This is a genomic window from Candidatus Caldatribacterium sp. SIUC1, assembly GCF_051549785.1.
Taxonomy (GTDB): domain Bacteria; phylum Atribacterota; class Atribacteria; order Atribacterales; family Caldatribacteriaceae; genus Caldatribacterium.
This window is the reverse complement of record NZ_CP189974.1, coordinates 1,538,231-1,561,401: the sequence shown is the minus strand read 5'-3', so window position 1 is coordinate 1,561,401 and position 23,171 is coordinate 1,538,231. Positions and strand designations below refer to the sequence as shown.

The window sequence follows — 23,171 nt, the reverse complement described above, 5'->3', positions numbered from 1 at the left end:
AATCAGGTCCTCTGTGAGGACTGAACAGGTTTGTCATGGAGGGTTTGATCCTGGCTCAGGACGAACGCTGGCGGCGTGCCTAACACATGCAAGTCGTACGCAGCTTCCCTGACTCTCTGAGGAAGGGAAGGCTGAGTGGCGAACGGGTGAGTAACGCGTGAGTAACCTGCCTTGAGGAGGGGGATAACCCCCCGAAAGGGGGGCTAATACCCCATACACTCCAGGGCCGCAGGGCTTCTGGAGGAAAGCTGGCCTCTGCTTGGCATGCTGGCGCCTCAAGAGGGGCTCGCGTCCCATCAGCTTGTTGGTGGGGTAACGGCCTACCAAGGCGATGACGGGTAGCTGGTCTGAGAGGATGATCAGCCACACTGGGACTGAGACACGGCCCAGACTCCTACGGGAGGCAGCAGTGAGGAATCTTGGGCAATGGGCGAAAGCCTGACCCAGCGACGCCGCGTGGGGGAAGAAGGCCTTCGGGTCGTAAACCCCTGTTCTGGGAGAAGAAGAGGGAAGGGGTGAACAGCTCCTTCCTGTGACGGTATCCCAGGAGAAAGCTCCGGCTAATTACGTGCCAGCAGCCGCGGTAATACGTAAGGAGCGAGCGTTGTCCGGATTCACTGGGCGTAAAGCGCTCGTAGGCGGCTCCCTAAGTCTCACGTGAAAGCCCCCGGCTCAACCGGGGAGGGTCGTGGGAAACTGGGGAGCTCGAGGGCAGGAGAGGAGAGTGGAATTCCCGGTGTAGCGGTGAAATGCGTAGATATCGGGAGGAACACCAGTGGCGAAGGCGGCTCTCTGGTCTGTCCCTGACGCTGAGGAGCGAAAGCCAGGGGAGCGAACCGGATTAGATACCCGGGTAGTCCTGGCTGTAAACGATGGGTACTAGGTGTGGGAGGTTCGACCCCTTCCGTGCCGCAGCTAACGCATTAAGTACCCCGCCTGGGGAGTACGGCCGCAAGGTTGAAACTCAAAGGAATTGACGGGGGCCCGCACAAGCGGTGGAGCATGTGGTTTAATTCGATGCAACGCGAGGAACCTTACCAGGGCTTGACATTGTGGTGGTAGGAGCCCGAAAGGGTGACGACCCCTGGTTTCCAGGGGAGCCACAACAGGTGCTGCATGGTTGTCGTCAGCTCGTGTCGTGAGATGTTGGGTTAAGTCCCGCAACGAGCGCAACCCTTGCCCTTAGTTGCTACCGGGGTAACCCGGGCACTCTAAGGGGACTGCCGGCGACAAGCCGGAGGAAGGTGGGGATGACGTCAAATCCTCATGGCCCTGATGCCCTGGGCGACACACGTGCTACAATGGCCGGTACAGAGGGTTGCGAACCCGCGAGGGGGAGCCAATCCTAGAAAGCCGGCCTCAGTTGGGATTGCAGGCTGCAACCCGCCTGCATGAACGCGGAATCGCTAGTAATCGCGCATCAGCCATGGCGCGGTGAATACGTTCCCGGGCCTTGTACACACCGCCCGTCACACCACGAAAGTCGACTTCACCTGAAGTCGCCGGGCTAACCCTCGCAAGAGGGAGGCAGGCGCCGAGGGTGGGGTTGATGATTGGGGTGAAGTCGTAACAAGGTAGCCGTAGGGGAACCTGCGGCTGGATCACCTCCTTTCTAAGGAGTCCAGAGGGAAGTAGGCGGAATATTTTCTTCTCAAGGTGCAGGATGTGGGGATGTAGCTCAGCTGGGAGAGCGCCTGCTTTGCAAGCAGGAGGTCACGGGTTCAAGTCCCGTCATCTCCACCAGTTGCGCAAAAACCGCATAAGAACTCGCTTTCCGCCTCTGTAACATTTGCTCACTTTCCCTGGTTTTTGGCAAGACAGGCGAACAGGGTGAAAGCCAGAAAGGAAACCCTCTTCAGCCTCTACCTCGAAGATTTCCTCTTGTGCGGCAGGGTGGAGGGCAAAAAGGCCAAAACCCTGCGTTGGTACCAGGAAATCCTGACGCCTTTTGTCGCCTTTGTGGACCGGGAAGGCTTAACTCGAGCTTCTTTGCGTAAGTACGTCAACAGCCTCTTTGACCGCCTGGAGATGGCCTCAATCGACACCCACGTGCGTGCCATCAAAACCTTCCCACACTTCCTCTACGAAGAGGGGCACATCGAAGAAGACCTCGCCGCAACGCTCAAGCGCCCGAGGCTACCGAAGCAGTTCCCCATGTGCTCAACGACGAGCAGGTTATGGCTTTGCTCAAAGCGGCGAACAAGAAGACCTGGGAAGGCTTCCGCAACTACGTCATGCTCTTGACCTTTTTAGACACGGGGCTTCGCCTCTCTGAGCTTCTGGGCTTAACCGCTGACCGGGTGAACCTCATCAAAGGGTCGCTTCTTGTCACGGGGAAGGGAAGCAAGGACCGGGAAGCGTACATGGGCAGGACGCTCAAGAAAGAAATGGCTCGCTGGCTGAAAATGCAGGGCTTCCATGCGTACGAAGAGCACGTCTTCATCACCCGGGACGGAAGAGTCTCTTCCCAGCCAACCCGGTTCGGGCTTCATTCTTCCTCCGGGCCGTTTTCGCTATTTTTCTTCATCGGCACAGACAGACACAGGGCCCCTGTTCGAGCATAGCTAGGACGGCGGCAAGAAAGCGGAATACGAGCCGAGGAGAAGCCAAGGAAACACCGTAGCATCCAAGCTAAAATCGGTTAAGCTCTTGTTCTTCCTTCATTCCCCAGGGTATAATCAGAGCTGTATTTCAGGGAAGGCGAATGGCCAATGCAGCCGAAGAAAGGAGCACCTCCTGAGGGGTTGTACTCGTTGTCCGAGCTTGAACGGGAGGCCCCTTCTCTTGAGGGTGTTCCCACAGGGGTACCGGGGCTTGATAATCTCTTTTTTCGCTTAATCTGGAAGGATGAGAAACCCCAGAGGGTTCCTCTCCCGGGATTCCCCCGCTTTGCCGTGGTGCACCTCACCGGAGTCCCCGACACAGGAAAGTCGCTCGTAGCCGAGCAATTCGCCCTCGCCCAGGCCCAGAGGGGAGAGAAGGTGCTCTTCGTCACCGTGGAGCTTCCGGGTCCTTTTCTCGTGCAGAGCGTTCGGGAGCGGGCAAAATCGCTGGGTGTCCCCTGGGAACAGGTCACAGAGAATGTTCTCTTGGCCGATGCTGCTAAGCACGCTGAGCTCCGGGACGATGTGCTCGCTCTTTCTTCTCTTGTGGAGAGTGTAGTGCAGCGCCACAAAGTGCGGCACGTTGTCATCGATTCTATCACTGGTCTCTATGAAGGAAAGGAAATGATGGCCAGGAGTATCGTGAGAAAGCTCTACCACACGGTGAAATCCCTTTACCAGACGGCGCTTTTCATCTCCCAGAAGCGTTCTAGCCACGAAGAAACTTCCGCAGAGGCTGCAGGAGGCTATGCCGTTCCCCACATTGTGGATTGCACCATTGTTCTGTCCAAGTTCGTTGTGACAACAAAGCAGGCAGGCAATATCTATGGAAAGGCCGTTGGAGACGTTGTGCGAACGCTACGGATTGATGGATGCAGGGTATGTGGGCACGATACGAGGACATATCTTGCGGAAATTGATGACAAGGGCATATTTTCTCTGAAGGGACCACTCTTTCAGGAAGGAGGAGGGACATGAAAGAAGTGTCTCTTGAGGGTTTTGGCAAATTCCGGAGCATCGTGGAGGAAGAGCTTGCCTACCGGGTTTTTGAACGAAGCCTTCGCCTCCTTGGGGGACCGAGGAAGATTGTTCTGTACCAGCGTCTGACCTGGGTTTCTTCGCTCCTTGAGGCAGCCCTGGTTCTTGTGCTCCATAGAGTTTTCGGGCGAACAGCAGAAGAGATTGCCGAAGAACTCGGCATCAGCGTGCAGACTGCGCGGAACATCCTGCGAGCAGATCCGGAGAAAGCGCTCCAGTATCTCGAGGAGAGAAGAAAAGAAGAGGAAGACGTCGAGACGAAGGGTGTCCATATCGCCGGTGGTCTAGCAAAGAGAGCCTTTGAAGAAATCGAGGCACGAGGGTGGTAGGCTTTCCGGCTGTTTATGCCCTGGAAAAGCACTTACTGTTTTGGCTTTTCGGTCCTTGAGGTCATCATCGGCCTTTCTCTCTGTACCTTGCTTTTAGCACTGGGAGTTCCTTCTCTTTCCCGCTTTCAGGGAGAATCCGTTCTTCTGGGAACGGCTCAGCAGATAGCGAGTGTCATACGTCTTGCGCGAATTGAGGCCCTTGAAGCAGCAACTCAAACGAGGATCATCTTCGATGTCGCGGGGAACCGTTTCCTCTTCCGGGGGAAAGAGGGAAAAACCAGAATATATCCCGTACCGGAGGGCGTCGCGCTGTATGCAACCAATTTCCCCTCTAACGAGCTTCGTTTCTCGCCCTCGGGAACCCCTCTGTGTGGGGGAACGGTTATCTTGAGAACGCCCAAAAAGCGGAAATACGTCATTATCGCTCCGGTCACGGGAAGGGTGCGACTCAGTGACACACCGCCGCAATGACTCTGGTGCGACCTTTGTGGGCATTGCCGTTTCTCTGAGTCTGCTTTCGCTTCTTGTGGGTGTTGCTCTCCTTGAAGTCCGTACCCTCTCCGTGCTCAGAGTTTCGGCAGAACTCAAAACTCAAGCCCTGGTGCTTGCAGTGAACACCATGGAGTCCATAAAGAGTACGGGGTATCCTCCCCCGTCCCCGGTGGAAACCGGTGGGCTCATTGTCCAGTGGGATATCAGGGAGTTCTCACCCAAAACGGTACTCTGCGAGGTAACGGTCACCAAGGAAGATGGAGGGGAGATTCTTGCTCTTCGGACGCTTAAGAAACGGGGGATTCCTGCTCCTTGAGGCGCTTCTCAGCATCACCATAGGAATCGTCATCATCTGCAGCGCTCTTGGGGTTTTCGCCCAATGCGTCCGTCTCTTCTCCTTGACCCTCGAGCAGATCGAGGAGAAGGAGCAGGCGCTCTCAGCACTCTACACGGTTTTTCACCTTGCCCGATACGGGGATAACGCTGTGGTTTCAGAAGGTGGGAAAAGGCTCACCGTCCGCCTGAGGAATTCCACGCTTTCTGTATATGCATTTCGCAGCTCTCTTCTTCTGGCACACAAAGGAACCGCAAACCCAATCGCCGAGGGATGCACCGGTGTGGCGTTTTCCCTTCTTCAGCACTCCCTGACCGCCAGGATTTCCTTTGGGAATGAGGTCTACACTCTCCAGGTCCTTCCGGGGTACTTCAAAAGGTAAAGAAAAGGGAAGCATCGAGCTTGCCGTGTGCATCATGCTCGCCGCAGCCGCCATGGTGGTCATCCTTCTTTCGCAGGAGATCGCCTTCCATATTCGCACCATCAACGCATACCTCCGGGAATATCAGGAGGAGTACACAAGAGAGGGAGTTCTCATCGAAGCCGTAACGCTACTTGAAGACAAAGGGGAAGGATTTGTCGCCACAAACCTTCCTTCATCCTTTGCTCCTTCCTATGCATTCACCATCACAAGTGATACAATTACTCTCACAAAGGATAGGGAGGTCGTGCTGCGCGCAGGCATTCGATGGGAGGGAAAGAAGCTCTCCGTGGTATACGTAGAGAATAATTTCGTTCGTCCCTTCTCCCAGTAGGGCCATGCTTGGCATTGACACGGGATCGTACGCTTTGAAGTTTTGCCTGAGTGAGGCGCAAGGTGAGGATTTTGCTCTCCGGAGAGTAGGGGAGTTTGTGCTTCTTTCGGAGAAGGCTCCTCTGACAAGTGAAGGTATCCGACTCTTCTTTCAGCGCAACCGTCTCCCCAGGGAAGTTACCCTCTCCTTCTCCCACCCCCGGATGGTCTTCCAGCGGGTGAGTCTCCCCGAGATGTCTCAGGAAGAACTCGAGAATACCCTCCAGTGGGAGGCCCGTTCCCTCATACCTGATGAGGAAAACTTCCAGGTCAGCTGGAGCATCGTCGGAAAAAACGGCGGAAAGATGGAGGTCCTTTTTGCCGCTGTTCCCCTCCAGGAGGTGGAAAGGTACGTCGATGTCTTCTCCAGGGCAGGAGTGCGGGTGGAGGCTGTGGAGCCCCACGTCACAAGCCTTGTGAAGGGGTTTCTGGGTCTCCATCCGGAGTTCTTCGAACAAGCTTTCACCCTGGTGGACATTGGTTTCGAGAAAACTACTCTCATCTGCTTTGCCAATCACCACGTTCTCCTTTCCCGAAGCTTCGGCTGGGGTATGAAGAGATTGTGGGACGCCCTTTCAGAGGAGTTCCACCTTTCGCCTGTTGAGGCTTTTGAAGTTCTCCGGAGAGGAGAGGGCACTGCAGGAATTCCATACCAGCTGGAAGAGGCTATATCCCTGACTTCTCCGGATCTCGTTTCCGAACTCAAGCGTTCTTTCGCCTTTTTCCAGGCAGAGTTTGGTGCCCGGGTTCTGGAGCAGGTCTTCCTTTTGGGAGGAGGAGCCCTGTGTCGTCCCCTCCGGAGACACATTGTCCAGGGGCTCTCTCTTGACTTCCAGACGCCGCGGCCACTCACCCTGGGAAAGGATTCCATCGCTTCTGAGCGATTTCTTGCTGCTTTAGGAGCGTCGCTATGGAAGTGAAGGTGCCATACCGGGTTACCCTGAACCTTCTGCCGCGGAAGTACATTGCCCGACGAACGCCAAACTGGGCCCGCCTCTTTTTTGTGGTTGTGCTTCTTGGCTTTTCAGCTCTCTACCTTTTCTCCTACGGGATATTGAGCCTCAGGGCGCAATCCCTAAAGCAGGAGATCGATACCCTTGAGCTTCGGGCCCTCCGCCTGCGGGAGGAGGTGGAGAGGCTAAAGAAAGTCCAGGATGAGGTGGCGAAGATTGAACAGAGGGTACGTCTTCTCAAGTCGCTGATTGCTCGGGAGAAAGACTGGCTTCGCTTTTTCGCTATCCTCGGAGAACACATGCCCCAGGATCTTGTGCTCTCTGAGCTTCATTGCTCTCCAGAAAGGGTAGAGTGTCAGGGACAGGCAACCACCGTGGCCAGTATTGCCAGCCTTATCGGAAGCCTCCTGCGATACAGGGATTTCTTTTCCTCGGTGGATTTTACGTCCCTCACCCTTGGGCAGGATAACCTCTACGAATTCAGGCTGACGATGGAGCTGAAAAGTCCATGAGAGATAGGGAACATTGGGCAGTATACCTTGTAGTCTGGGCTGGTTGCCTCTTTGTAGTCCTCTACTTTGTGCTTTTCCCCCTTCTGCAGCGAATCACAACCCTGGAAGGGGAGAAGAAGCGCCTTATTCAGGAGATTACCATCCTTCAGAGAAAGGCTACGGAACTTCGGCGCCTCGAAGAACGCCTCCAAGAGCTTGAGACCCTTGCCCGGACACTCTCACGCCGCCTCCCCGAAGAGAAAGAAATCCCAGACCTCCTTATCACCATTGAGGATGCTGCCTTTCTCTCGCGCCTTGAGCTCCTCTCCTTAAAGCCAGAACCCCCAAAACCTCAGGAAGGGTACACTGAACTTCCCTTTTCTGGTTCGGTTCGTACTTCTTTTCAGAGTTTCCTCTTCTTTCTGAATTACCTCCGCCAGTCCCCCCGGCTTATTCAGGTTCAGGGGTTCTCCTTTGGGAAGGACCAGGAGGCCTTCAGGGCAGATTTTCTCCTCTCCACATACCTTCTTGGGGGAGGAAAGCCATGAAAGAGCGAGAAACGGTCCTCGTTGCCATCCTTGCCGTAGTCCTGGCAACCCTTGGCGTTTTGAGTCTCCGTGTCATCGAGAAGCTGAATGCTCCCATCTCCCTTGCCCAGGAGGGTAGCGGGAACCAGCCCGTCTTCCCTATGCCAAAATCCGGAGAAACCCCAAAAGAACAGGAGGTCTTTCTTGCGCCTTTGAGCGAGGAGGAAATCCTCAGCTTGCGGGACGTCTTTTCCTTTGCCTGTTCCCCAGCCCCCGAAGGGCCGGGGGAGACCGCTCCTGTGTTTGAGGAAAGCGAGGAACACCAGATCATTCCGGAAGAGACACCACCGTCAATCACTCTAAAGGGTGTAGTGCTCTCGCCCACGAAACAGGTGGTTGTGGTGGAGGTGAATGGGGAAATTTTCTTCCTTACCCCTGAAAAGCCCTTGTCAGGAGAGCTCCGGTTGGTTAAAGTAGACAAAGGGCAGGTTGTGCTTGCGTATCAGGGGAGGGAGTTCACATTTCCGCTCGAAAAGTAGCATTCTGGGCGGTTCTTCTGTGGAGTGTGGGACTTACCTCGGCATTTGCTCTGGAACTCAAGGATTTCTTCTTTCGGGCCAGCAGCGTCGAAATCAAGCTCACCTTCAAGTTCAATGCTCCGTGTAACTGGGAAGATGTCTCTCCCGATCCCTATCATATCGCTCTTGACATTCAGGGGGCGAGACGGGGGCTTCCTTACGCGGAACGCCCAATGAACGTTGGACCGGTGAAAAGCGTCATTTTTCGGGAAACTGAGAATGGTCTTCGCATCTGGATTGAGCTCAAGAGTCCGGTATCCTACAAGGTCTATGACGAAGCCAATCGACGCCTGGTCAGCGTGCTCATTCAAGGGCCCTTTGCCCCCGTGGTGGGAGAAGAGCGGTTTTCCTTCGACTTCCGTGACGCGGACATCAAGGATGTGCTCCTTGCTCTGGCCAAGGCCAGGGGCGTAAATATCGTGGTGGATGAATCCGTTCAGGGAACCGTCACCCTGTCTTTTGAGGATCTGACCTTCGACCAGGCCCTGGGGTACATCCTCACCATGAAAGGCCTCGGGCAGGTGCGCCTTGGGGAGAATATCATCATTGCAGAGAAGCGGAAGCTCGAGGAGAACTTCGGGCTCCTTGAGGTGCGGAGATTCCCCTTAAAGAGCATGAATCCCGAAAAAGCCAAGGAAATCGTAAGTCTGGTCATCCCCCCTGAACGCATCGCTGTCGATACCACAGGCCGAGCTCTGGTTGTGCAGGGGAGGGAAGAGGAGTTCCGCAAGGTTCAGGATATCCTTGAAAAGACTGACGTGGCGCTGGAAACAAGGACGTTCTACCTCTCTAATAATATCTATGAGAACAAAGAACAGCTTGATAGAATCCGAGAACTTCTGACAATCGTTATCCCCGAGGAAGAGCGAATCAACTACGACTTTACCCAGAAAGCCTTTGTCGTCCGGGGAACAAAGGAAGAACTGGAGGCCGTGCAGCAGCTCCTTGCAAACCTTGACCGGAAACTACCGCAGATTATGATTGACGCAAAACTCGTGGAGATTAACCGGGAAAAAATCAAAGACCTTGGAGTCACGTGGGCTGTTGGCGGCAAGGAGGGGGAAATCACGTTTGGAGAACTCAGCCTTGGAGGGACCATGGAGCGCCAGGACCTGGTGGAAATGACCATCAAGGCTCTGGAGAAGAAAAATCTCGCAAGATTAGTCGGGAACCCCAGGATTCTGACATTGAGTGGAAAAACGGCAACAATCCACGTGGGCGACTCCATACCTTATCGGAACCTCGAGACGGATGAAGAAGGTCGTCTCATTCCCGGAGAACTCCGGTTTCTTGAGGTGGGTATTACGCTCGAAGTCACTCCGGTCCTCACCCAGGAAGGAACAGTGGTGGTCCACGCGAAACCTGAGGTCAGCACCTACACCGAGCGGGAGTACGTCCTTGCCGGCTTAACCTTTAGAGATCCCCAAAAGAGCGTGAAAAACGCCGACACCACAGCTCGCCTGCGCCCTGGGGAAACTCTTGTTATTGGAGGTCTCATTCGAAGCGAAGATATTGAGAGGATTACCCGAATTCCCATTTTGAGCGAGCTTCCTCTCATCGGGAATCTCTTTGTACTCCGGAGCAGAACCCATAAGGAGACGGAACTCATTGTGTTCCTTACCCCCCATGTCATTGAGTACTGAGAGGTTGATCTCAGGAGGAGGGAAATGAGGGGAAAAACCCTGGTGTTCTACGCCTTTTTGAGCGTGCTTTTCTTCCTTTCAAGTTGCGGCTGGTTTTCGGATAACCCTATGTTCCCCAAAGCCAAGGTGAGCATTACTGGAGAGGTTCTCGTGCCTTCTCTTTCTATTGCCTCGGCTGAATCGAAAAACTGGGGATTAACTCAATTCACTTTTACCCCTCTTAACAGAGTTGGAGTGAAAATCACTCAGTGTCGTCTTGAGTACAGGAAAGCTGACGGAACCGTGCTCGCTGCACTGACACGAACTATAGGAACGAGCATTGATATTATTCCTCCCCAAACGCCTATGGCTTCTGTTGCCGGTATGGAAAATGCTTCAGTAACCTGGGAAGCTGACCTCCTGCCATCGGATGTGGAAGCGTACATACGATCCAACCGTATCCCTGTGGTGATAGTGAACGTGACTTTCTCTGGTACGGACTACGCAACTCATGCGGTGAGCTATCGAGGTGGCGATTTTGGGTTCAGCATGCTTGAAGGTTTGCCCAGCGTGGACTTGGAGTTCTTCTGCACAGTGGGCGGTGGTTGCCCATCCTGCGACACCGAATCCTCAGTCCAAGTTGGCTGTGCCCTGAAGGTAGACGATGCCACGGTCATCAAAAAAGTAGAGTTCTCCATCAACGGCCAGTCCGCAGGAGTGGACACAACTCCACCTTTCGTCTCTGAAAGCGTGGGGGTAAGCCTCAGCGATACTGTCACTGCTGTCGCTGCAGTTTACGACGTCAACGGAGGGATATCAATAGCGACGAAGACTCAGAAGGCCGGTGAGATCTGTCAGATTCCCTCTCCATCGCCCCGAACACCGGGAGGCTCGTAACCGGAGATACAGACTGTGCGTTGCAATATTGCTCTCCTCGGCTTTATGGGCTGTGGCAAAACCAGTGTTGGCAGGAAAGTAGCCCGAAGAATTGGCTGGGAGTTCCACGATACTGACGCCATCGTTGAAAAAAGAGTGGGTCTTTCTATTCCTGAAATCTTTTCCCGTTATGGGGAAGAGTACTTCCGGACGCTCGAAACAGAGATTCTTGCAGAACTGGCCACAAGGCATCACCTGGTTCTTGCCACTGGCGGAGGTCTTCCTGTGAAGGAAAAGAACAGGGAAATCCTTAAGGAGCACTTCTTCACTGTGTTCCTTCGGGTTTCCTTTCCTCTTCTCTTCGAGCGTATCCGACGTAGCACCAACCGCCCGCTTCTCAAGAAGTACAGAACCCCTGAAGAACTCGAGGCGCTTTATTGGGCAAGGATTCCCTACTATGAGAGCGCCCATGTTATAATTGATGCGGACTTTCTCACTGAAGAAGAAGTCGCCGAGGAGATTATTCGCCGTGCGCGAGATTGTGGTGTCCTTACCTGAGGGAAGATCGTACCGGGTATTCATTGATCCATTCCTCTTCTCCCGGGATGACTGGTTGAAGGAGGTTTCCTTCCCCTCCCGGCGGGGGGTGATTCTCACCAATGACCTGGTGGAGGCGCTCCACGCCGAGCGGGTGCAGAGGTTCTTCGTGCAGCGAGGGTATGCCATTGACGTTGTTGCTGTCCCCGACGGGGAGGAGTACAAAAACCTGGCCACGGCTGAAAAGGTATACCATGAGCTCCTTGCCCTTGACCTTGACCGGAAGTCTTTCCTCCTCGCCCTGGGAGGAGGGGTGATCACCGACCTTGCTGGTTTTGTGGCCTCGACCTTTCTTCGGGGCATTGCCTACTACCAGATTCCCACAAGCCTCCTTGCCCAGGTTGATAGCTCTGTCGGAGGAAAAACTGGGGTGAACCTCGAAGAGGGGAAGAACCTCGTTGGCACCTTCTACCAGCCTTCTGGGGTCTTTATCGACCTCTCGTTCCTTGAAACGCTCCCGGAACGAGAATACCGGGAGGGTCTCGCAGAGGTGGCGAAAACCGCATTCCTTGAGGGAGAGGATTTCACCACCTTTCTCCTTGAGCATGCTGAGGACATCCTTGGGCGAAAAGGGACTGTTCTTGAAGAGGTTATCGCAAGGTCCATTGCCTTCAAGAAGGTAGTGGTTGAAAGGGATGAGAGGGAAGGGGGTCTCAGGAGCATCCTGAACTACGGGCACACCATTGGGCATGCTCTGGAAAAGGCAATGGGCTACGGTGTGCTCCGCCACGGAGAAGCAGTGAGCGTGGGAATGAGAGGAGAAGCGCTCCTTGCGTGTGTCCTGGGAGTAAGTACCGAAGAAGTTTACACCATCCAGAAGACAGTACTGGAGAAACTTGGCCTTCCTCTTCGGGTTCCTCAGAAAATCAACCTGAACTCTTTCTTCTCTGCTCTGTGGAGGGACAAAAAGAGAGAGGGCCAGAAGGTACGGTGTACGCTCCTTGCGGACCTGGGAAAACCAGCCATGGGAGTCGAGGTTGAGAAAGCAGAAATCCTCCAGGTACTTCCTGAAATTTGCGAGGTGGAAGGATGAAGTTGCTCTGTCTTCTTGGGCCAAATCTCAATCTCCTTGGGGAACGGGAGAAGGACGTCTACGGTCAGGTTTCCTTTGAAGAACTAGTGCAGCTCCTCCAGAAGGAGGCGGCACAGCGGGGTATAGAGCTCGAAGTTTTCCAGTCCAACCACGAGGGAGCGCTCATCGACAAAATTCATGAAGCCCGGGGAAAGTGGGATGGTATTATCCTGAATCCAGGGGCGTATACGCACTATAGCATTGCCCTTCGGGACGCCATTAAGGCGGTGAACGTTCCCACCGTTGAAGTCCACATGTCGAACATTTACGCCCGGGAGGAGTTCCGTCACCGTTCGGTTACCGCCCCGGTCTGCTGGGGGCAGATCACCGGTTTTGCCCATCTTGGGTACATTCTGGCTATGGAAGCCTTTCTCTTGAGAGAGAGAAGCCGTGAACTTCCAGGGTCGTCTTGAAAGGTTGAGGAAAGCTCTTGGGGGTCCGCTTCTTGTTCTCTCCCCAGGGAATGTCTTTTACCTCTCGGGGTTTCGAGGATCTCTGGGTTTCCTCCTCGTATTCCCCGAGGGAAAAACCTTCTTTTTCTGTGATGGCCGGTATGCCATCCAGAGCAGGGAAGAACTGGCTGTTGAGGCAGAAATCGTAGAGTTCGAGCAGGATGCCGTGGCTTCTATCTGTGACGTTTTCTTTTCTTTTTCTTCCCGTGCGAACCATCTTTTTGTCGAAGATGTGGCCAGTGTGGGGTTTATTCGCCGCTTTGACGAGAGGAAGTGCCCGGTCATCCCCTGCCCCTCTCCGGTGAATGCCTTACGGGTGGTGAAGGACGAGACAGAGATTCAGACTATTCAAAGGGCCGTCACCATTGCCGAAGAGGCCTTCAGAGACGTTCTTCCCCTCATCCAGGAGGGAATCAGCGAACACGAAATCGCCGTGGAACTCGAATACCGGATGCGCAGGCGGGGTGGCGAAGCCATAGCGTTTCCGACCATCGTGGCCTCGGGGAAAAGGGCTGCCCTTCCTCACGCCCGCCCGACGTCCGGGAAGATAAAAAGGGGAGAGTGGGTTCTCGTTGACTGGGGCGTGAGAGTTGATGGGTACTGTGCGGACCTCACCCGAGTCGTCCCAGTGGGTAAGGTTCGGGAGACATCCTTCCAGAAAGCGTTCTCTACCCTCCTCGAGGCTCAGGCTGCTGCGCTGGAACTCATCCGGGAGGGAGTGGAAGCGAAAACCGTGGACCAGAAGGTTAGAGAAGTTCTCCAAAAAAGCGGCTTCGAACGGTACTTCACCCACAGCCTCGGTCATGGTGTAGGCATCGATGTTCATGAGGAACCCAAGCTCAGTACTCAGAGCACTGCTATTCTTTGCCGTGGTATGGTGGTGACCGTTGAGCCTGGGATATACTCCCCCGAGTGGGGAGGTGTGCGCCTGGAACACATGGTACTTGTGGAGGAAAGGGGTTGCAGGGTTTTGGACACACTTCCAGAAACCTTTGATGAGAAAGGAGGCGAAAACCGTGCCTGAGTACATATCGAGCAACGACCTGCGGGTGGGAACCTGCATCGAGGTGGACGGAACACTATACGTTGTCACCGCCTTCCAGCATACAAAAGTCGGCAAGTGGGGGGCCATTGTCAAGGCAAAGCTGAAAGACCTCAACACTGGTCTTGTGGTGGAGAAGAGTTTTCGGGCCGGTGAGAAGGTCGCCCGGGCAGTCCTTGAGGGGAAACGGGCTCAGTTTATGTATCGTTCCGGGTCAGATTTCCACTTCCTGAACCTCGAAACCTATGAGGAGATCGTGCTCCCTGAGGAGGTTGTGGGAGACAACCAGGACTTCCTGGTGGAGAATCTCGAGGTTGAGCTCCTCGTCTATGAGGGGAGGTACATTGCGGTAAACGTCCCGCCCTTTGTCGACCTCGAAGTTGTGGACACTCCTCCGGGAGTTCGGGGTGATACGGCCTCTGGAGGATCAAAACCGGCCACCCTTGAGACGGGCCTGACCATTCAAGTACCTCTTTTCGTGAACCGGGGTGACCGGGTTCGTATTGATACCCGGACACGGGAGTATCTGGAACGGGTATAGGGAGTGGAATATTGAAGGGTTGCGAAGTTCTCCTTGAAGGAGGAAAAGTTACGTACTCTTTCCGGGTGCTGCAAAAGCTCATAGAGCGCCTTCTCCAGGGCATCCCGGGGGTGGAATCTCTGGAGAAAAACCGGGAGGAGAGCATTCGTCTTGATGCCCGAGGAGACCTCCTCTCGGTGAATCTCTTTCTCATCCTGACCCTTGAGCGGAGAGTTCCTGAAACTGCATGGGAAATACAGAAAAGGGTCAAGGAAGAAGTCGAGAAAGAGACCACCCTGAGGGTTGACCACATTAACATCTACGTTCAGGGCTTTGCAACCGGCCATCTCTCGTCTTTCTCCCTCCAGGGAGCCTTAAAGACATGAGGAGGAAAGCCCGGGAACTCGCCTTGCAAGTCCTTTTCCAGAAGGACTTACGCCGGAAAGGAGTTGACGATATCCTTCCCTATACTCCTTTGCCGGCTTCCTGGGATGAGGACACGAGGGGTTTTTTCCTCGCCCTGGTCAGAGGGGTGGAGGAAAAAGCAAGGGAAATTGACCGTCTGATTATGGAAACCGCCGAAGGGTGGCCACTGCACCGCATGGCAACCATTGACCGTAACATCCTTCGCCTCGCCACCTACGAAATTGTCTTCCTTCCGGAGATACCGGCAAGTGTCGCCATTAATGAAGCAGTGGAACTGGGGAAGAAGTACGGTACTGAGGAATCCGGACGGTTCATTAACGGTGTCTTAGGGCGCCTTGTGCGGCACCTTGGGAAGAGCAAAGAGCTTGAGGAGGTCAAGGGGAATGGAAGTTGAGGAACTCCTGGCGCGGAATGCCAAGCTCGTTGAGGAATTCACGAAGAATCATCTTTCTCGGGAGGGTGTACCATCGCTTCTCTGGGAGTCGGTGGTATACGGCGCCACAGGGGGGAAAAAGCTTCGGGCTTCTCTCCTCTTTGCCACGGCAAAAGCCTACCACGTCGGTGAAGAAGAGGCGCTCCCTCTTGCCGCCGGAATCGAGATGATTCACTCGTTCTCCTTGGTGCATGACGATCTCCCCTGTATGGACAATGACGACTTTCGCCGGGGAAAGCCGAGTCTCCACAAGGCTTTCGGAGAGGCAATGGGAGTCCTTGCAGGGGATGCACTCCTTGTTGAGGGGTTGCGAATGTTCACGGAAAACCGGGAGTTCCGGCGTGCTTTTGGTACCCGAAAAATCCTTACGGTGCTCCAGGTGCTGCTTCGCGCCCTGGGAAACCAGGGGATGGTTGGTGGACAGGTTCTAGATATTCTTTACCAGGGAAAAGAGGTCAGCGAGAGGGAAGTCCTCGACATGTACCGTCGCAAAACCGCCCTTTTCATCCAGGCTGCAGTGCTTTGCGGGGGTATACTCGGTGGTGCTTCCCGGAGGGAAAGGACCCTCCTTTCTCGTTTTGGCCTGCTTCTTGGAGAGTGCTTTCAGATAAAGGACGACCTTCTCGATGTGACCCAGGAAAGTACCCGTTTGGGCAAAACGGCGGGAAAGGACCTCATCCAGGGGAAGGCGACTCTCGTTCGCATTAAGGGCGTCCTGGAAGCTGAGAGAATGATGGAAGAGCAATTCCAAAGAGCCTGCCAGGTGCTCGAAGCTCTTCCCCGGGATTTCTCCGAACTCCTTACCCTGTCCCGTTTTGTCGTCACCCGTGACCGTTGAGGATGAAAAAGGTTCGTCTGGATATTCTCCTCGTTGAGCGTGGCCTTTGCGAAAGCAGGGAACAGGCGCAGCGTCTCATCCTCGGGGGAAAGGTCCGGATTGAGGGGTTTCCCCGTCCTCTCAGACCCTCAACCCCTGTCCCCCTGGACGTCCCGGTGGTGCTGGTTGAACCTCCTAAATACGTGAGCCGTGGCGGGGAGAAACTCGAATGGGCTCTGAAGGTCTTCCAGATTACCCCTTCGGGACTCGTTTTTGCCGATATTGGAGCCTCCACCGGTGGTTTCACCGACTGTCTCCTCCAGCACGGGGCCCTGAAGGTTTACGCTATAGATGTAGGAAGCGGGCAGCTCCATGAAAGGCTTCGTACCTCACCCCGGGTGGTGGTTATGGAAAAAACCAACGCCCGGTACCTCACACCCTTTCACCTTGGAACGTACGTTGATGGCATTACGGTGGACGTTTCTTTCATTTCCCTGCGGCTCCTCTGGGACGCCATCGCTCAAATCCTGAAGGATGAGGGTATGGTCATCGCGCTCATCAAACCTCAGTTCGAGGCGGGGCGGGAAAAGGTGAAAAAGGGTGTCGTCAGAAACCCTGAAGTCCATGAGGAAGTGCTCAGAGAAGTTCTTGAGGCTGCACAGGCGAAAGGGCTTGGTCTGCGGAATCTCACCTTCTCTCCGCTCCTTGGACCCCGGGGAAACATTGAGTTCTTCGCGTACTGCCGCAAGGGCGAATCACCCTTAACGGAGTCTGAGAAAAGGGATATAATACTGAGAGTGGTGCGGGATGCCCATGAATTCTTTCGGGTTTAAAGGAACAACCTGGATGTTTCTCCCTGCTCTTGTTGCGCTCCTTCTGGGGATAGCGGTCTGGTTGACGCTCTGGGTGAGAGGACTCCTTGAGCGAAGAGCCTTTCGGCGTCTCATGCGGCGTGCAAAAAGCCTTGAACGACAGGCGCTGCAGTTCCTTGAGAGGCAGGGATTCCGGTGTCTCCAGGAACAGGCTGAGAGAGAATCCTTTTTCCTGCTTAACGGGAGGCGGGTCCCGTTCCGGGTTCGGGTTGACTACCTCCTGAAACGAAAGGGGAAACGGTACGTTGCAGAGGTCAAAACGGGAAAGCAGGTGGAAAACCCTGAAAACCCCTCGATACGAAGGCAACTCCTTGAGTACGCCCTCCTTTTTGCTCCCTGTACGGTGCTCTTCGTTGATGGAGAGCACGAAAAAGTGTACGAGGTCTCCTTTCCCTGGCTTGGGTCTCTGCCAAGAACGACAGGATGGATATGGATAGTGTGCTTTTCGGTTGGCTTCCTTGTGGGGCGATGGAGCAGAGGCTGGTGAAGAACGTCCACGTCTTTGTGCGGAGGAAAAACGGTCTGGTTTCCGAGAAGGCCCAGGAACTTGTTCTCCTTCTTGAAAAGAAGGGGTTGCAGGCAACGCTTGTTGTGGAAGGAGAAGGGGGAATCGGGGACTCCGTGCCTGATTTTGCTTTTGTGATTGGAGGAGACGGAACGTTCCTTGCCGCCTGCCACCTGTACGCTCCGTTTCGTGTTCCACTGCTTGGTGTCGACATGGGAGGGTTGGGATTCCTTGCCGAGGTCAGCGTGGAGGAGATGGATCGGGCTACAGACCAGATTGTCTCCGGGGCGTTCACCCTTGAGGAGCGGATGATGGCACACTGTCGGGTCATTCACGAGGACGGTAAGGAAGAGGAAGACTTTGCCCTGAACGATGTTGTCATCTACCGTGGTCCTTTCGCGCAGATGATTCGCCTTTCGACGTACATAGATGGAGAGTTTCTAGCCTCCTTCCCCGCCGATGGCCTCATCGTGGCCACTCCCACAGGGTCAAGCGCGTATTCGCTCTCTGCTGGTGGACCAGTGGTGTTCCCGGGACTTGAGCTCTTCATCGTCACACCAATCTGCGCCCATACGCTCTATGCTAGATCCATCGTGCTCCCCCCTTCATCCTGTATCCAGGTTGTTCTGGAGTCCCTGAAAGAGGGAACCATGGTGACGCTTGATGGGCAGAGGGGATATGCCCTGAGGAAGGGAGAGCGTATCATGGTGTACCGGTCGCCTTTCTCCGCTGTTCTTGCCCGACTTCTGCCTGAACGTCCCTTCTACGCCCTTTTGCGGAACAAACTCTCCTGGGGGATGGATATCCGGAAGCGAGTGGAGCAGGAGTGTTGAGGACGCTGGTCATCCGTGACTTCATTCTGGTAGAGTATCAGGAGATTCCTTTCGCCCCGGGGATGAACGTCATCACGGGAGAAACGGGTACAGGAAAGTCTCTTCTTGTGAACGCCCTTTCGTTGCTCCTTGGAGCTCGGGGGAAAGAAGAGTGGATTCGCCCGGGAAGCTCAAGAGCAGTTGTCGAGGGGTGCTTTGCTCTTCAAGGGATTCCCGAGGTCCGGCAACGCCTTGCCGTCTGTGGTATCCCCCTCGAAGGAGAAGATTTCGTTGTTCTCTCCCGGGAACTCACTTCAGGAGGAAAGAGCAAGGCCCGGATCAACGGGAGGACTGTACCTCTCAACATTCTCCGGGACGTGGCTGTCTTGCTCTTTGACATCTGCGGGCAGAGAGAACACTCCCTGTTTTTCACCTCCTCAAATATCCTCCGCCTCCTTGATACTTTCCTCCCAGAGAGGGGAAAGGCCGTTAAAAAGCAGTACGTGACTCGCTTTGAGGAAAAGCAGGCCCTCGAAGAACGACTCTCCTCCCTTGAGCGGGGACAGGAAAAGGAGCTCGCAGAACTTGAGGAAATCCTCGAGGAAATGCAGCAGTTGGAGCTCACTCCCGAGCTCATCCTTGAATATGAGGAAGAATTCGGAAGGATTTCCCAGGCCCAGCGGCACCTTGAGGCTGCGCAGGAGTTCCGCGAAAGCGTCCTGGGAGACGGGGGAGTACTCCGGAGGATTTCCCGTCTCCGGGCACTCTTTCGAGAACTGTCCAGGACTTCGGCAACTCCCCAGGAGGCAGAAATTCAGGGAATCCTTGAGCGCGTAGAGCTTGAGCTTGGGGAGGCCTTGCGCCTTGTACAGGGTCTTGAGGGGTTTTTTTCCTTCTCTCCGGAACGGATAGAGAGCGTGGAAAGGGCCGTGGCGGAAATCGAGCGACTGAAAAGGAAATATCGATTCCTTACCACTTCGGAGTTCGTGGCGTTTCTGAAAGGCCTCAAAGAGCGGAAGAGCATTCTTGAAGAAGAAATCGCCCAAAAGGACGTTCTTCGAGAGCGCATCGCGGAACTATCACGGGAGTTACTCTCTCTTGGAGGGGAACTCTCCGCCGAACGCTGGAGGGCCTTTGAGGTCCTTAGGGAGAGGGTGAAAGAAGAACTGGCCACTCTTGCCCTCCAGGGGGCAAATCTCGATCTTGCCCTGGAGAAAAGACGGGAACCTGGTCCTGAGGGAATTGACGAAGCCCGTCTCCTCATCTCCCTGAATCCTGGAATGCCTCTCCTCCCCGTTGAGGAAGCCGCCTCCGGGGGAGAAATCTCCCGGATCGTCCTTGCCTTAAAGAGCGTGGCTTCTGCTCTTTCTGGTACACCGGTTCTCGTCTTTGACGAAATTGACCAGGGGGTGGGAGGCGTGACTGCTTTTGGCGTGGGGGATAAGCTTAGGAAGCTCTCCCGGCAGCACCAGGTCATCTGCATTACCCACTTGCCTCAGATTGCCAGCTTTGCCGACCACCACCTGAAGGTGGAAAAATGCTCCACCGGAGAGAAGGCCTGGGTTGAGGTAACTCCTCTCTCCTCTTGGGAGGAGCGCCTCCAGGAAATCGCCCGCATGATGGGAGACGAAAAGAAACAAGCTGCAACCTTAGAGTACGCGGAAACCCTTATAAGGAGAGCACAAAGTGGAGGTTTTGAAACCCAGTAGTTTCCTTGAAGAGGTCATGACCAGTGGGGAGATCTTTGTTTTCTCCGGACCGGGGGGAACCGGTAAAAGCGAGGTAGCCGCCAATTTTGCCACTTTGCTTGTCATTCGGGGGTTCTCTTGTGCACTGGTGGACCTTGACTTCTCGAAGGGAGATTTCACCCTCCGTAGCGGGCGCTTCGCTCTTGAGAAACCCCTCATCCTGCAGAGGGGAAAAGAACGACACACTGAAACACCAACCTTTGGACAGGATGTGCTTGAGCTTTTCAGCCGTGCAGGGGGGGAGTTTCGCCTGGTGGTGGATCTTGGGAGGGACGAGAGGGGGCTGCGGGTGTTCAGGAGCTTGAAGCCCTTCTGGGAAAAGCGAAAAACCCACGTTGCACTCGTAGTGAATTTCGCCCGACCCTTTTTTGAGGAGGTGGAGAGTTATATCGCCTTTGTCCGTAACTTACGGGAACACCACGGGGTTCCTTTTGCCTCCCTTGTGGCCAACACCCACCTCATGCACGAGACGGATCCTTTACTCCTCGAAAGGGGATGGAAGAAAACCCAGACCTTAGAAAAAGCCCTGAATCTCCCGGTGCTCTTTGCCAGCCTCTGGGAACGGAATAAAAATTACTACCCCCTTGTTGACTGGGGGGAAAGCGCGGTTTTTGCCATTTCGCGATTCATGGTGCTTCCGTGGGGAGAGGAGGACGAGAGATGTCCAGAGCACGGGTCGTGATCAACCGGGAATTCTGCAAGGGTTGCGCACTCTGCACCTATGCCTGCCCACGGGGGATTCTTGTGATCTCCCGGGACTTCAATTCCCGAGGATACTATCCCGTCATGGTGACGGATGACAAGCAGTGTGCTGGTTGTGGCTTCTGTGCTCAGGTCTGTCCTGATGTAGCCATCGCAGTGTACCGGGAGTGATGCCTATGGAAAAAATCCTCATGCGGGGGAATGAGGCCGTAGCAGAAGCGGCGGTTCGGGCAGGGTGCCGCCTGTATTTCGGTTACCCCATTACCCCGCAGAACGAAATCAGCGAGTACCTTTCCTTCCGTCTTCCCCAGGTAGGGGGAGTATTCCTCCAGGCCGAGAGTGAAGTTGCCGCCATCCACATGGTGTATGGAGCAGCCGCAACGGGTGCCCGGGTCATGACTTCTTCTTCCGGCCCCGGGGTGAGCCTCATGCAGGAAGGGCTCTCCTGCCTTGCCGCGGCCGAACTCCCTTGCGTTGTGGTGAACATGAGCCGGGGAGGGCCAGGAGTTGGAAATATTCAGCCTGCACAAAGCGATTACTTCCAGGCAGTGAAGGGCGGAGGAAATGGGGACTACCGGCTCATTGTTCTTGCCCCTTCCACCGTCCAGGAGCTCGTTGACCTTACTTATCGAGCTTTTTACCTTGCCGACAAGTACCGGAATCCGGTGGAAATTCTGGGGGACGGGATGCTTGGGCAGATGATGGAACCGGTGACTTTCAGGGAACCAGACCTTCCCCCCCTTCCCCCCAAAGACTGGACAATCCGGGGAAAAGGCAGCGGTCCCCGAAAATGGATCGTCTGTTTTGACCTTGACCCAAAGGGGCTTGAGGAATTGAACCTGAAACTCCAGCGAAAATACCGCCTCCTCGAAGAGCAGGAAGCCGATTACGACACCTTTGGAGATCCCGAGCCAGAGATACTCCTCGTGGGATTCGGAACCGTGGGACGAATTTTGAAAAGCGTTGTCCGAGAGGGGAGGAAAGAGGGGTTGAAGCTTGCCCTTTTCCGACCGATAACGCTCTTTCCTTTTCCAAAGGCTGCACTTTCCGAAAAGGCCAGAGGGGTTAAGGGTATTCTCGTTGTGGAGATGAACCTTGGCCAGATGCTTGAGGATGTGGAGCTGGCGGTGCGGGGAAAGGTACCGGTGTTCTTCCTCGGACACACGGGGGGCGTTATCCCCACCGTTTCAGAAATTCTGGAGCACATCCACGGCCTCCTCAGGGAGGAGGTACGGGTATGAAGGTGGTCTTTGAGCGGCCAAAGACGCTTCTTGAAAAACCGTTCACCTACTGTCCCGGGTGCCACCACGGCCTGGCACAGCGGCTCATTGCCGAGGTCATCGAGGAGCTGGGCATTGCCGATCGGACCATCGGGGTGGGACCCATCGGGTGCTCGGTGTACATCTACGAATTCATCGACGTTGACTTTGTTGTGGGAGCCCACGGAAGAGCCCCGGCCATCGCCACAGGAATCAAGAGGTCTCTTCCGGACCGGATCGTCTTCTCCTACCAGGGTGATGGGGATATCGCAGCTATCGGAACCGCCGAGATCATCCATGCTGCGAACCGGGGGGAACTCATCACCGCCTTTTTCGTCAACAATGCAGTGTTCGGCATGACCGGAGGACAGATGGCTCCCACTACCCTTTTAGGGCAGAAGACGAAAACCACCCCTCTGGGGAGAGATCCCCAGGTTCACGGCTTTCCTTTTCGCCTTGGGGAATGCCTGAGCGTCCTTGAGGGGAGTGCCTACATTGCCCGGGTGGCCCTCACCCGCCCTCAGTTCATTCGTCAGGCCAAGGAGTGTATCCGCAAGGCCTTCCTCACCCAGATGGAGGGAGAAGGATTCTCTCTGGTTGAAGTCCTCTCTCCCTGTCCTACAAACTGGGGTATGAGCCCAAAGGAAGCAGTGGACTGGCTTGAGGAGAAAATGATCCCTTACTTCCCCCTCGGGGAGCTCAAAGTGAAGGGGTGCGACTCCCGTGAAGCACCATGAAATCCTTATTGCCGGTTTTGGGGGTCAGGGTATCCTCTTTCTGGGGAGGGTTCTCGCTGTTGCGGGAATGCTTGAAGGGTATGAAGTCAGCTGGTACCCATCATATGGACCAGAAATGCGAGGAGGAACGGCAAACTGCACGGTGATCATCTCTGACGAAGAAATCGGTGCCACCATTTCTGACCGACCCGATGTCTGCATCGTTATGAACGAGCCTTCCTTTTTCCGCTTCGCCCCCACCGTGCAATCCGGGGGGCTTCTTCTTGTGAACATCTCTCTTGTCCGGGCAAAATGCGAGCGAGAAGACCTTGAAGTCCTCCCTGTTCCGGCGAACGACCTGGCCAAGCTCTACCTTGATGGAGCAGAGGTCACAAACACCATCATCCTTGGAGCCCTCCTTGCCCGGTGTCCCATCGTCCAGAGGGAAAGCGCTGAAAGGGCACTCGCGGAGTGCCTGCGGGGAAAACGAGAGAAACTCTACACCCTGAATCTGAAGGCTCTCGAGGTGGGGTGGGAGTTCGTTGAGAAGGGGGCTTGAACC

At 54.9% G+C, this 23,171-nt stretch carries 31 protein-coding genes, 1 tRNA gene and 1 rRNA gene; all 33 read left to right on the top strand.

What is annotated here, in order from left to right:
• The first annotated feature begins 32 nt into the window (after window positions 1–32).
• The 33 genes from ACP6EK_RS08165 (at window position 33) to ACP6EK_RS08005 (ending at window position 23,168) form a co-directional block, all read left to right on the top strand.
• A 16S ribosomal RNA gene (locus ACP6EK_RS08165) occupies window positions 33–1,612 on the top strand.
• Window positions 1,613–1,667: 55 nt separating this feature from the next.
• Window positions 1,668–1,743: transfer RNA gene (locus ACP6EK_RS08160), tRNA-Ala, on the top strand.
• Between the two features lie 150 nt (window positions 1,744–1,893).
• Window positions 1,894–2,244 (top strand): hypothetical protein, encoded by a 351-nt coding sequence (locus tag ACP6EK_RS08155; protein WP_438315146.1) that lies wholly within the window; start codon window positions 1,894–1,896, stop codon window positions 2,242–2,244.
• Window positions 2,184–2,564 (top strand): tyrosine-type recombinase/integrase, encoded by a 381-nt coding sequence (locus tag ACP6EK_RS08150; protein WP_438315143.1) that lies wholly within the window; start codon window positions 2,184–2,186, stop codon window positions 2,562–2,564. Before ACP6EK_RS08155 ends, ACP6EK_RS08150 begins: the two co-directional genes overlap by 61 nt.
• Before the next feature lie 189 nt (window positions 2,565–2,753).
• Window positions 2,754–3,581: a KaiC domain-containing protein gene (locus ACP6EK_RS08145; protein WP_438315140.1), complete on the top strand. Its 828-nt coding sequence runs from the start codon at window positions 2,754–2,756 to the stop codon at window positions 3,579–3,581.
• A complete protein-coding gene (locus ACP6EK_RS08140) occupies window positions 3,578–3,970 on the top strand; it encodes a sigma factor-like helix-turn-helix DNA-binding protein (RefSeq protein ID WP_438315137.1) in 393 nt (130 codons plus the stop codon). Before ACP6EK_RS08145 ends, ACP6EK_RS08140 begins: the two co-directional genes overlap by 4 nt.
• A gap of 15 nt (window positions 3,971–3,985) precedes the next feature.
• A complete protein-coding gene (locus ACP6EK_RS08135) occupies window positions 3,986–4,441 on the top strand; it encodes a GspH/FimT family pseudopilin (protein ID WP_438315134.1) in 456 nt (151 codons plus the stop codon).
• Window positions 4,422–4,778, top strand: a complete 357-nt coding sequence (locus ACP6EK_RS08130) for a hypothetical protein (protein ID WP_438315131.1) — start codon at window positions 4,422–4,424, stop codon at window positions 4,776–4,778. The genes ACP6EK_RS08135 and ACP6EK_RS08130 overlap by 20 nt, the downstream gene beginning before the upstream one ends.
• Window positions 4,735–5,178 carry a PulJ/GspJ family protein gene (locus ACP6EK_RS08125; protein ID WP_438315128.1) on the top strand — a complete coding sequence of 148 codons (444 nt, stop codon included), beginning with the start codon at window positions 4,735–4,737 and terminating at the stop codon, window positions 5,176–5,178. The genes ACP6EK_RS08130 and ACP6EK_RS08125 overlap by 44 nt, the downstream gene beginning before the upstream one ends.
• A gap of 34 nt (window positions 5,179–5,212) precedes the next feature.
• Window positions 5,213–5,551: a hypothetical protein gene (locus ACP6EK_RS08120; RefSeq protein WP_438318962.1), complete on the top strand. Its 339-nt coding sequence runs from the start codon at window positions 5,213–5,215 to the stop codon at window positions 5,549–5,551.
• A 4-nt stretch (window positions 5,552–5,555) separates the two neighbouring features.
• On the top strand, window positions 5,556–6,509 hold the full coding sequence (gene pilM / locus ACP6EK_RS08115; protein ID WP_438315125.1) for a pilus assembly protein PilM: 954 nt from the start codon (window positions 5,556–5,558) through the stop codon (window positions 6,507–6,509).
• Complete coding sequence (locus ACP6EK_RS08110; protein WP_438315122.1) at window positions 6,500–7,054, top strand: PilN domain-containing protein; 555 nt, start codon at window positions 6,500–6,502, stop codon at window positions 7,052–7,054. Before pilM ends, ACP6EK_RS08110 begins: the two co-directional genes overlap by 10 nt.
• Entirely contained in the window at window positions 7,051–7,581 is a 531-nt protein-coding gene (locus tag ACP6EK_RS08105) for a type 4a pilus biogenesis protein PilO (RefSeq protein ID WP_438315119.1), read from the top strand. Before ACP6EK_RS08110 ends, ACP6EK_RS08105 begins: the two co-directional genes overlap by 4 nt.
• On the top strand, window positions 7,578–8,099 hold the full coding sequence (locus tag ACP6EK_RS08100; protein WP_438315117.1) for a hypothetical protein: 522 nt from the start codon (window positions 7,578–7,580) through the stop codon (window positions 8,097–8,099). The genes ACP6EK_RS08105 and ACP6EK_RS08100 overlap by 4 nt, the downstream gene beginning before the upstream one ends.
• Window positions 8,100–8,125: 26 nt before the next feature.
• Window positions 8,126–9,781 carry a secretin and TonB N-terminal domain-containing protein gene (locus tag ACP6EK_RS08095; RefSeq protein ID WP_438315114.1) on the top strand — a complete coding sequence of 552 codons (1,656 nt, stop codon included), beginning with the start codon at window positions 8,126–8,128 and terminating at the stop codon, window positions 9,779–9,781.
• 24 nt (window positions 9,782–9,805) lie between these two features.
• Window positions 9,806–10,657 carry a hypothetical protein gene (locus tag ACP6EK_RS08090; protein WP_438315111.1) on the top strand — a complete coding sequence of 284 codons (852 nt, stop codon included), beginning with the start codon at window positions 9,806–9,808 and terminating at the stop codon, window positions 10,655–10,657.
• A 15-nt stretch (window positions 10,658–10,672) separates the two neighbouring features.
• Window positions 10,673–11,194 carry a shikimate kinase gene (locus ACP6EK_RS08085; protein ID WP_438315108.1) on the top strand — a complete coding sequence of 174 codons (522 nt, stop codon included), beginning with the start codon at window positions 10,673–10,675 and terminating at the stop codon, window positions 11,192–11,194.
• Window positions 11,166–12,266, top strand: coding sequence for a 3-dehydroquinate synthase (gene aroB / locus ACP6EK_RS08080; RefSeq protein ID WP_438315105.1), 1,101 nt, complete (start codon window positions 11,166–11,168; stop codon window positions 12,264–12,266). The genes ACP6EK_RS08085 and aroB overlap by 29 nt, the downstream gene beginning before the upstream one ends.
• The gene (aroQ, locus tag ACP6EK_RS08075) at window positions 12,263–12,718 is read left to right on the top strand and encodes a type II 3-dehydroquinate dehydratase (RefSeq protein WP_438315102.1); all 456 of its coding nucleotides are present in this window, start codon (window positions 12,263–12,265) and stop codon (window positions 12,716–12,718) included. Before aroB ends, aroQ begins: the two co-directional genes overlap by 4 nt.
• On the top strand, window positions 12,696–13,781 hold the full coding sequence (locus tag ACP6EK_RS08070) for a M24 family metallopeptidase (RefSeq protein WP_438315100.1): 1,086 nt from the start codon (window positions 12,696–12,698) through the stop codon (window positions 13,779–13,781). The genes aroQ and ACP6EK_RS08070 overlap by 23 nt, the downstream gene beginning before the upstream one ends.
• Window positions 13,774–14,340: an elongation factor P gene (gene efp, locus ACP6EK_RS08065; protein WP_017889460.1), complete on the top strand. Its 567-nt coding sequence runs from the start codon at window positions 13,774–13,776 to the stop codon at window positions 14,338–14,340. The genes ACP6EK_RS08070 and efp overlap by 8 nt, the downstream gene beginning before the upstream one ends.
• A gap of 11 nt (window positions 14,341–14,351) precedes the next feature.
• Entirely contained in the window at window positions 14,352–14,705 is a 354-nt protein-coding gene (locus ACP6EK_RS08060) for an Asp23/Gls24 family envelope stress response protein (RefSeq protein WP_438315096.1), read from the top strand.
• On the top strand, window positions 14,702–15,139 hold the full coding sequence (gene nusB / locus ACP6EK_RS08055) for a transcription antitermination factor NusB (RefSeq protein WP_438315093.1): 438 nt from the start codon (window positions 14,702–14,704) through the stop codon (window positions 15,137–15,139). The genes ACP6EK_RS08060 and nusB overlap by 4 nt, the downstream gene beginning before the upstream one ends.
• Complete coding sequence (locus ACP6EK_RS08050) at window positions 15,129–16,016, top strand: polyprenyl synthetase family protein (protein WP_438315090.1); 888 nt, start codon at window positions 15,129–15,131, stop codon at window positions 16,014–16,016. Before nusB ends, ACP6EK_RS08050 begins: the two co-directional genes overlap by 11 nt.
• A 2-nt stretch (window positions 16,017–16,018) precedes the next feature.
• Complete coding sequence (locus ACP6EK_RS08045) at window positions 16,019–16,828, top strand: TlyA family RNA methyltransferase (protein ID WP_438315087.1); 810 nt, start codon at window positions 16,019–16,021, stop codon at window positions 16,826–16,828.
• Window positions 16,803–17,354 carry a hypothetical protein gene (locus tag ACP6EK_RS08040; protein ID WP_438315084.1) on the top strand — a complete coding sequence of 184 codons (552 nt, stop codon included), beginning with the start codon at window positions 16,803–16,805 and terminating at the stop codon, window positions 17,352–17,354. The genes ACP6EK_RS08045 and ACP6EK_RS08040 overlap by 26 nt, the downstream gene beginning before the upstream one ends.
• Window positions 17,336–18,205 carry an NAD(+)/NADH kinase gene (locus ACP6EK_RS08035; RefSeq protein WP_438315081.1) on the top strand — a complete coding sequence of 290 codons (870 nt, stop codon included), beginning with the start codon at window positions 17,336–17,338 and terminating at the stop codon, window positions 18,203–18,205. The genes ACP6EK_RS08040 and ACP6EK_RS08035 overlap by 19 nt, the downstream gene beginning before the upstream one ends.
• Entirely contained in the window at window positions 18,202–19,893 is a 1,692-nt protein-coding gene (locus tag ACP6EK_RS08030) for a DNA repair protein RecN (protein WP_438315078.1), read from the top strand. The genes ACP6EK_RS08035 and ACP6EK_RS08030 overlap by 4 nt, the downstream gene beginning before the upstream one ends.
• A complete protein-coding gene (locus ACP6EK_RS08025) occupies window positions 19,871–20,614 on the top strand; it encodes a hypothetical protein (RefSeq protein ID WP_438315075.1) in 744 nt (247 codons plus the stop codon). The genes ACP6EK_RS08030 and ACP6EK_RS08025 overlap by 23 nt, the downstream gene beginning before the upstream one ends.
• Window positions 20,593–20,805, top strand: a complete 213-nt coding sequence (locus tag ACP6EK_RS08020) for an indolepyruvate ferredoxin oxidoreductase subunit alpha (RefSeq protein ID WP_438315072.1) — start codon at window positions 20,593–20,595, stop codon at window positions 20,803–20,805. Before ACP6EK_RS08025 ends, ACP6EK_RS08020 begins: the two co-directional genes overlap by 22 nt.
• Window positions 20,806–20,810: 5 nt before the next feature.
• On the top strand, window positions 20,811–21,875 hold the full coding sequence (gene vorB / locus ACP6EK_RS08015; RefSeq protein ID WP_438315070.1) for a 3-methyl-2-oxobutanoate dehydrogenase subunit VorB: 1,065 nt from the start codon (window positions 20,811–20,813) through the stop codon (window positions 21,873–21,875).
• A complete protein-coding gene (locus ACP6EK_RS08010) occupies window positions 21,872–22,630 on the top strand; it encodes a thiamine pyrophosphate-dependent enzyme (protein ID WP_438315067.1) in 759 nt (252 codons plus the stop codon). The genes vorB and ACP6EK_RS08010 overlap by 4 nt, the downstream gene beginning before the upstream one ends.
• Window positions 22,617–23,168 (top strand): 2-oxoacid:acceptor oxidoreductase family protein, encoded by a 552-nt coding sequence (locus ACP6EK_RS08005; RefSeq protein ID WP_438315065.1) that lies wholly within the window; start codon window positions 22,617–22,619, stop codon window positions 23,166–23,168. Before ACP6EK_RS08010 ends, ACP6EK_RS08005 begins: the two co-directional genes overlap by 14 nt.
• Window positions 23,169–23,171 lie beyond the last annotated feature (3 nt).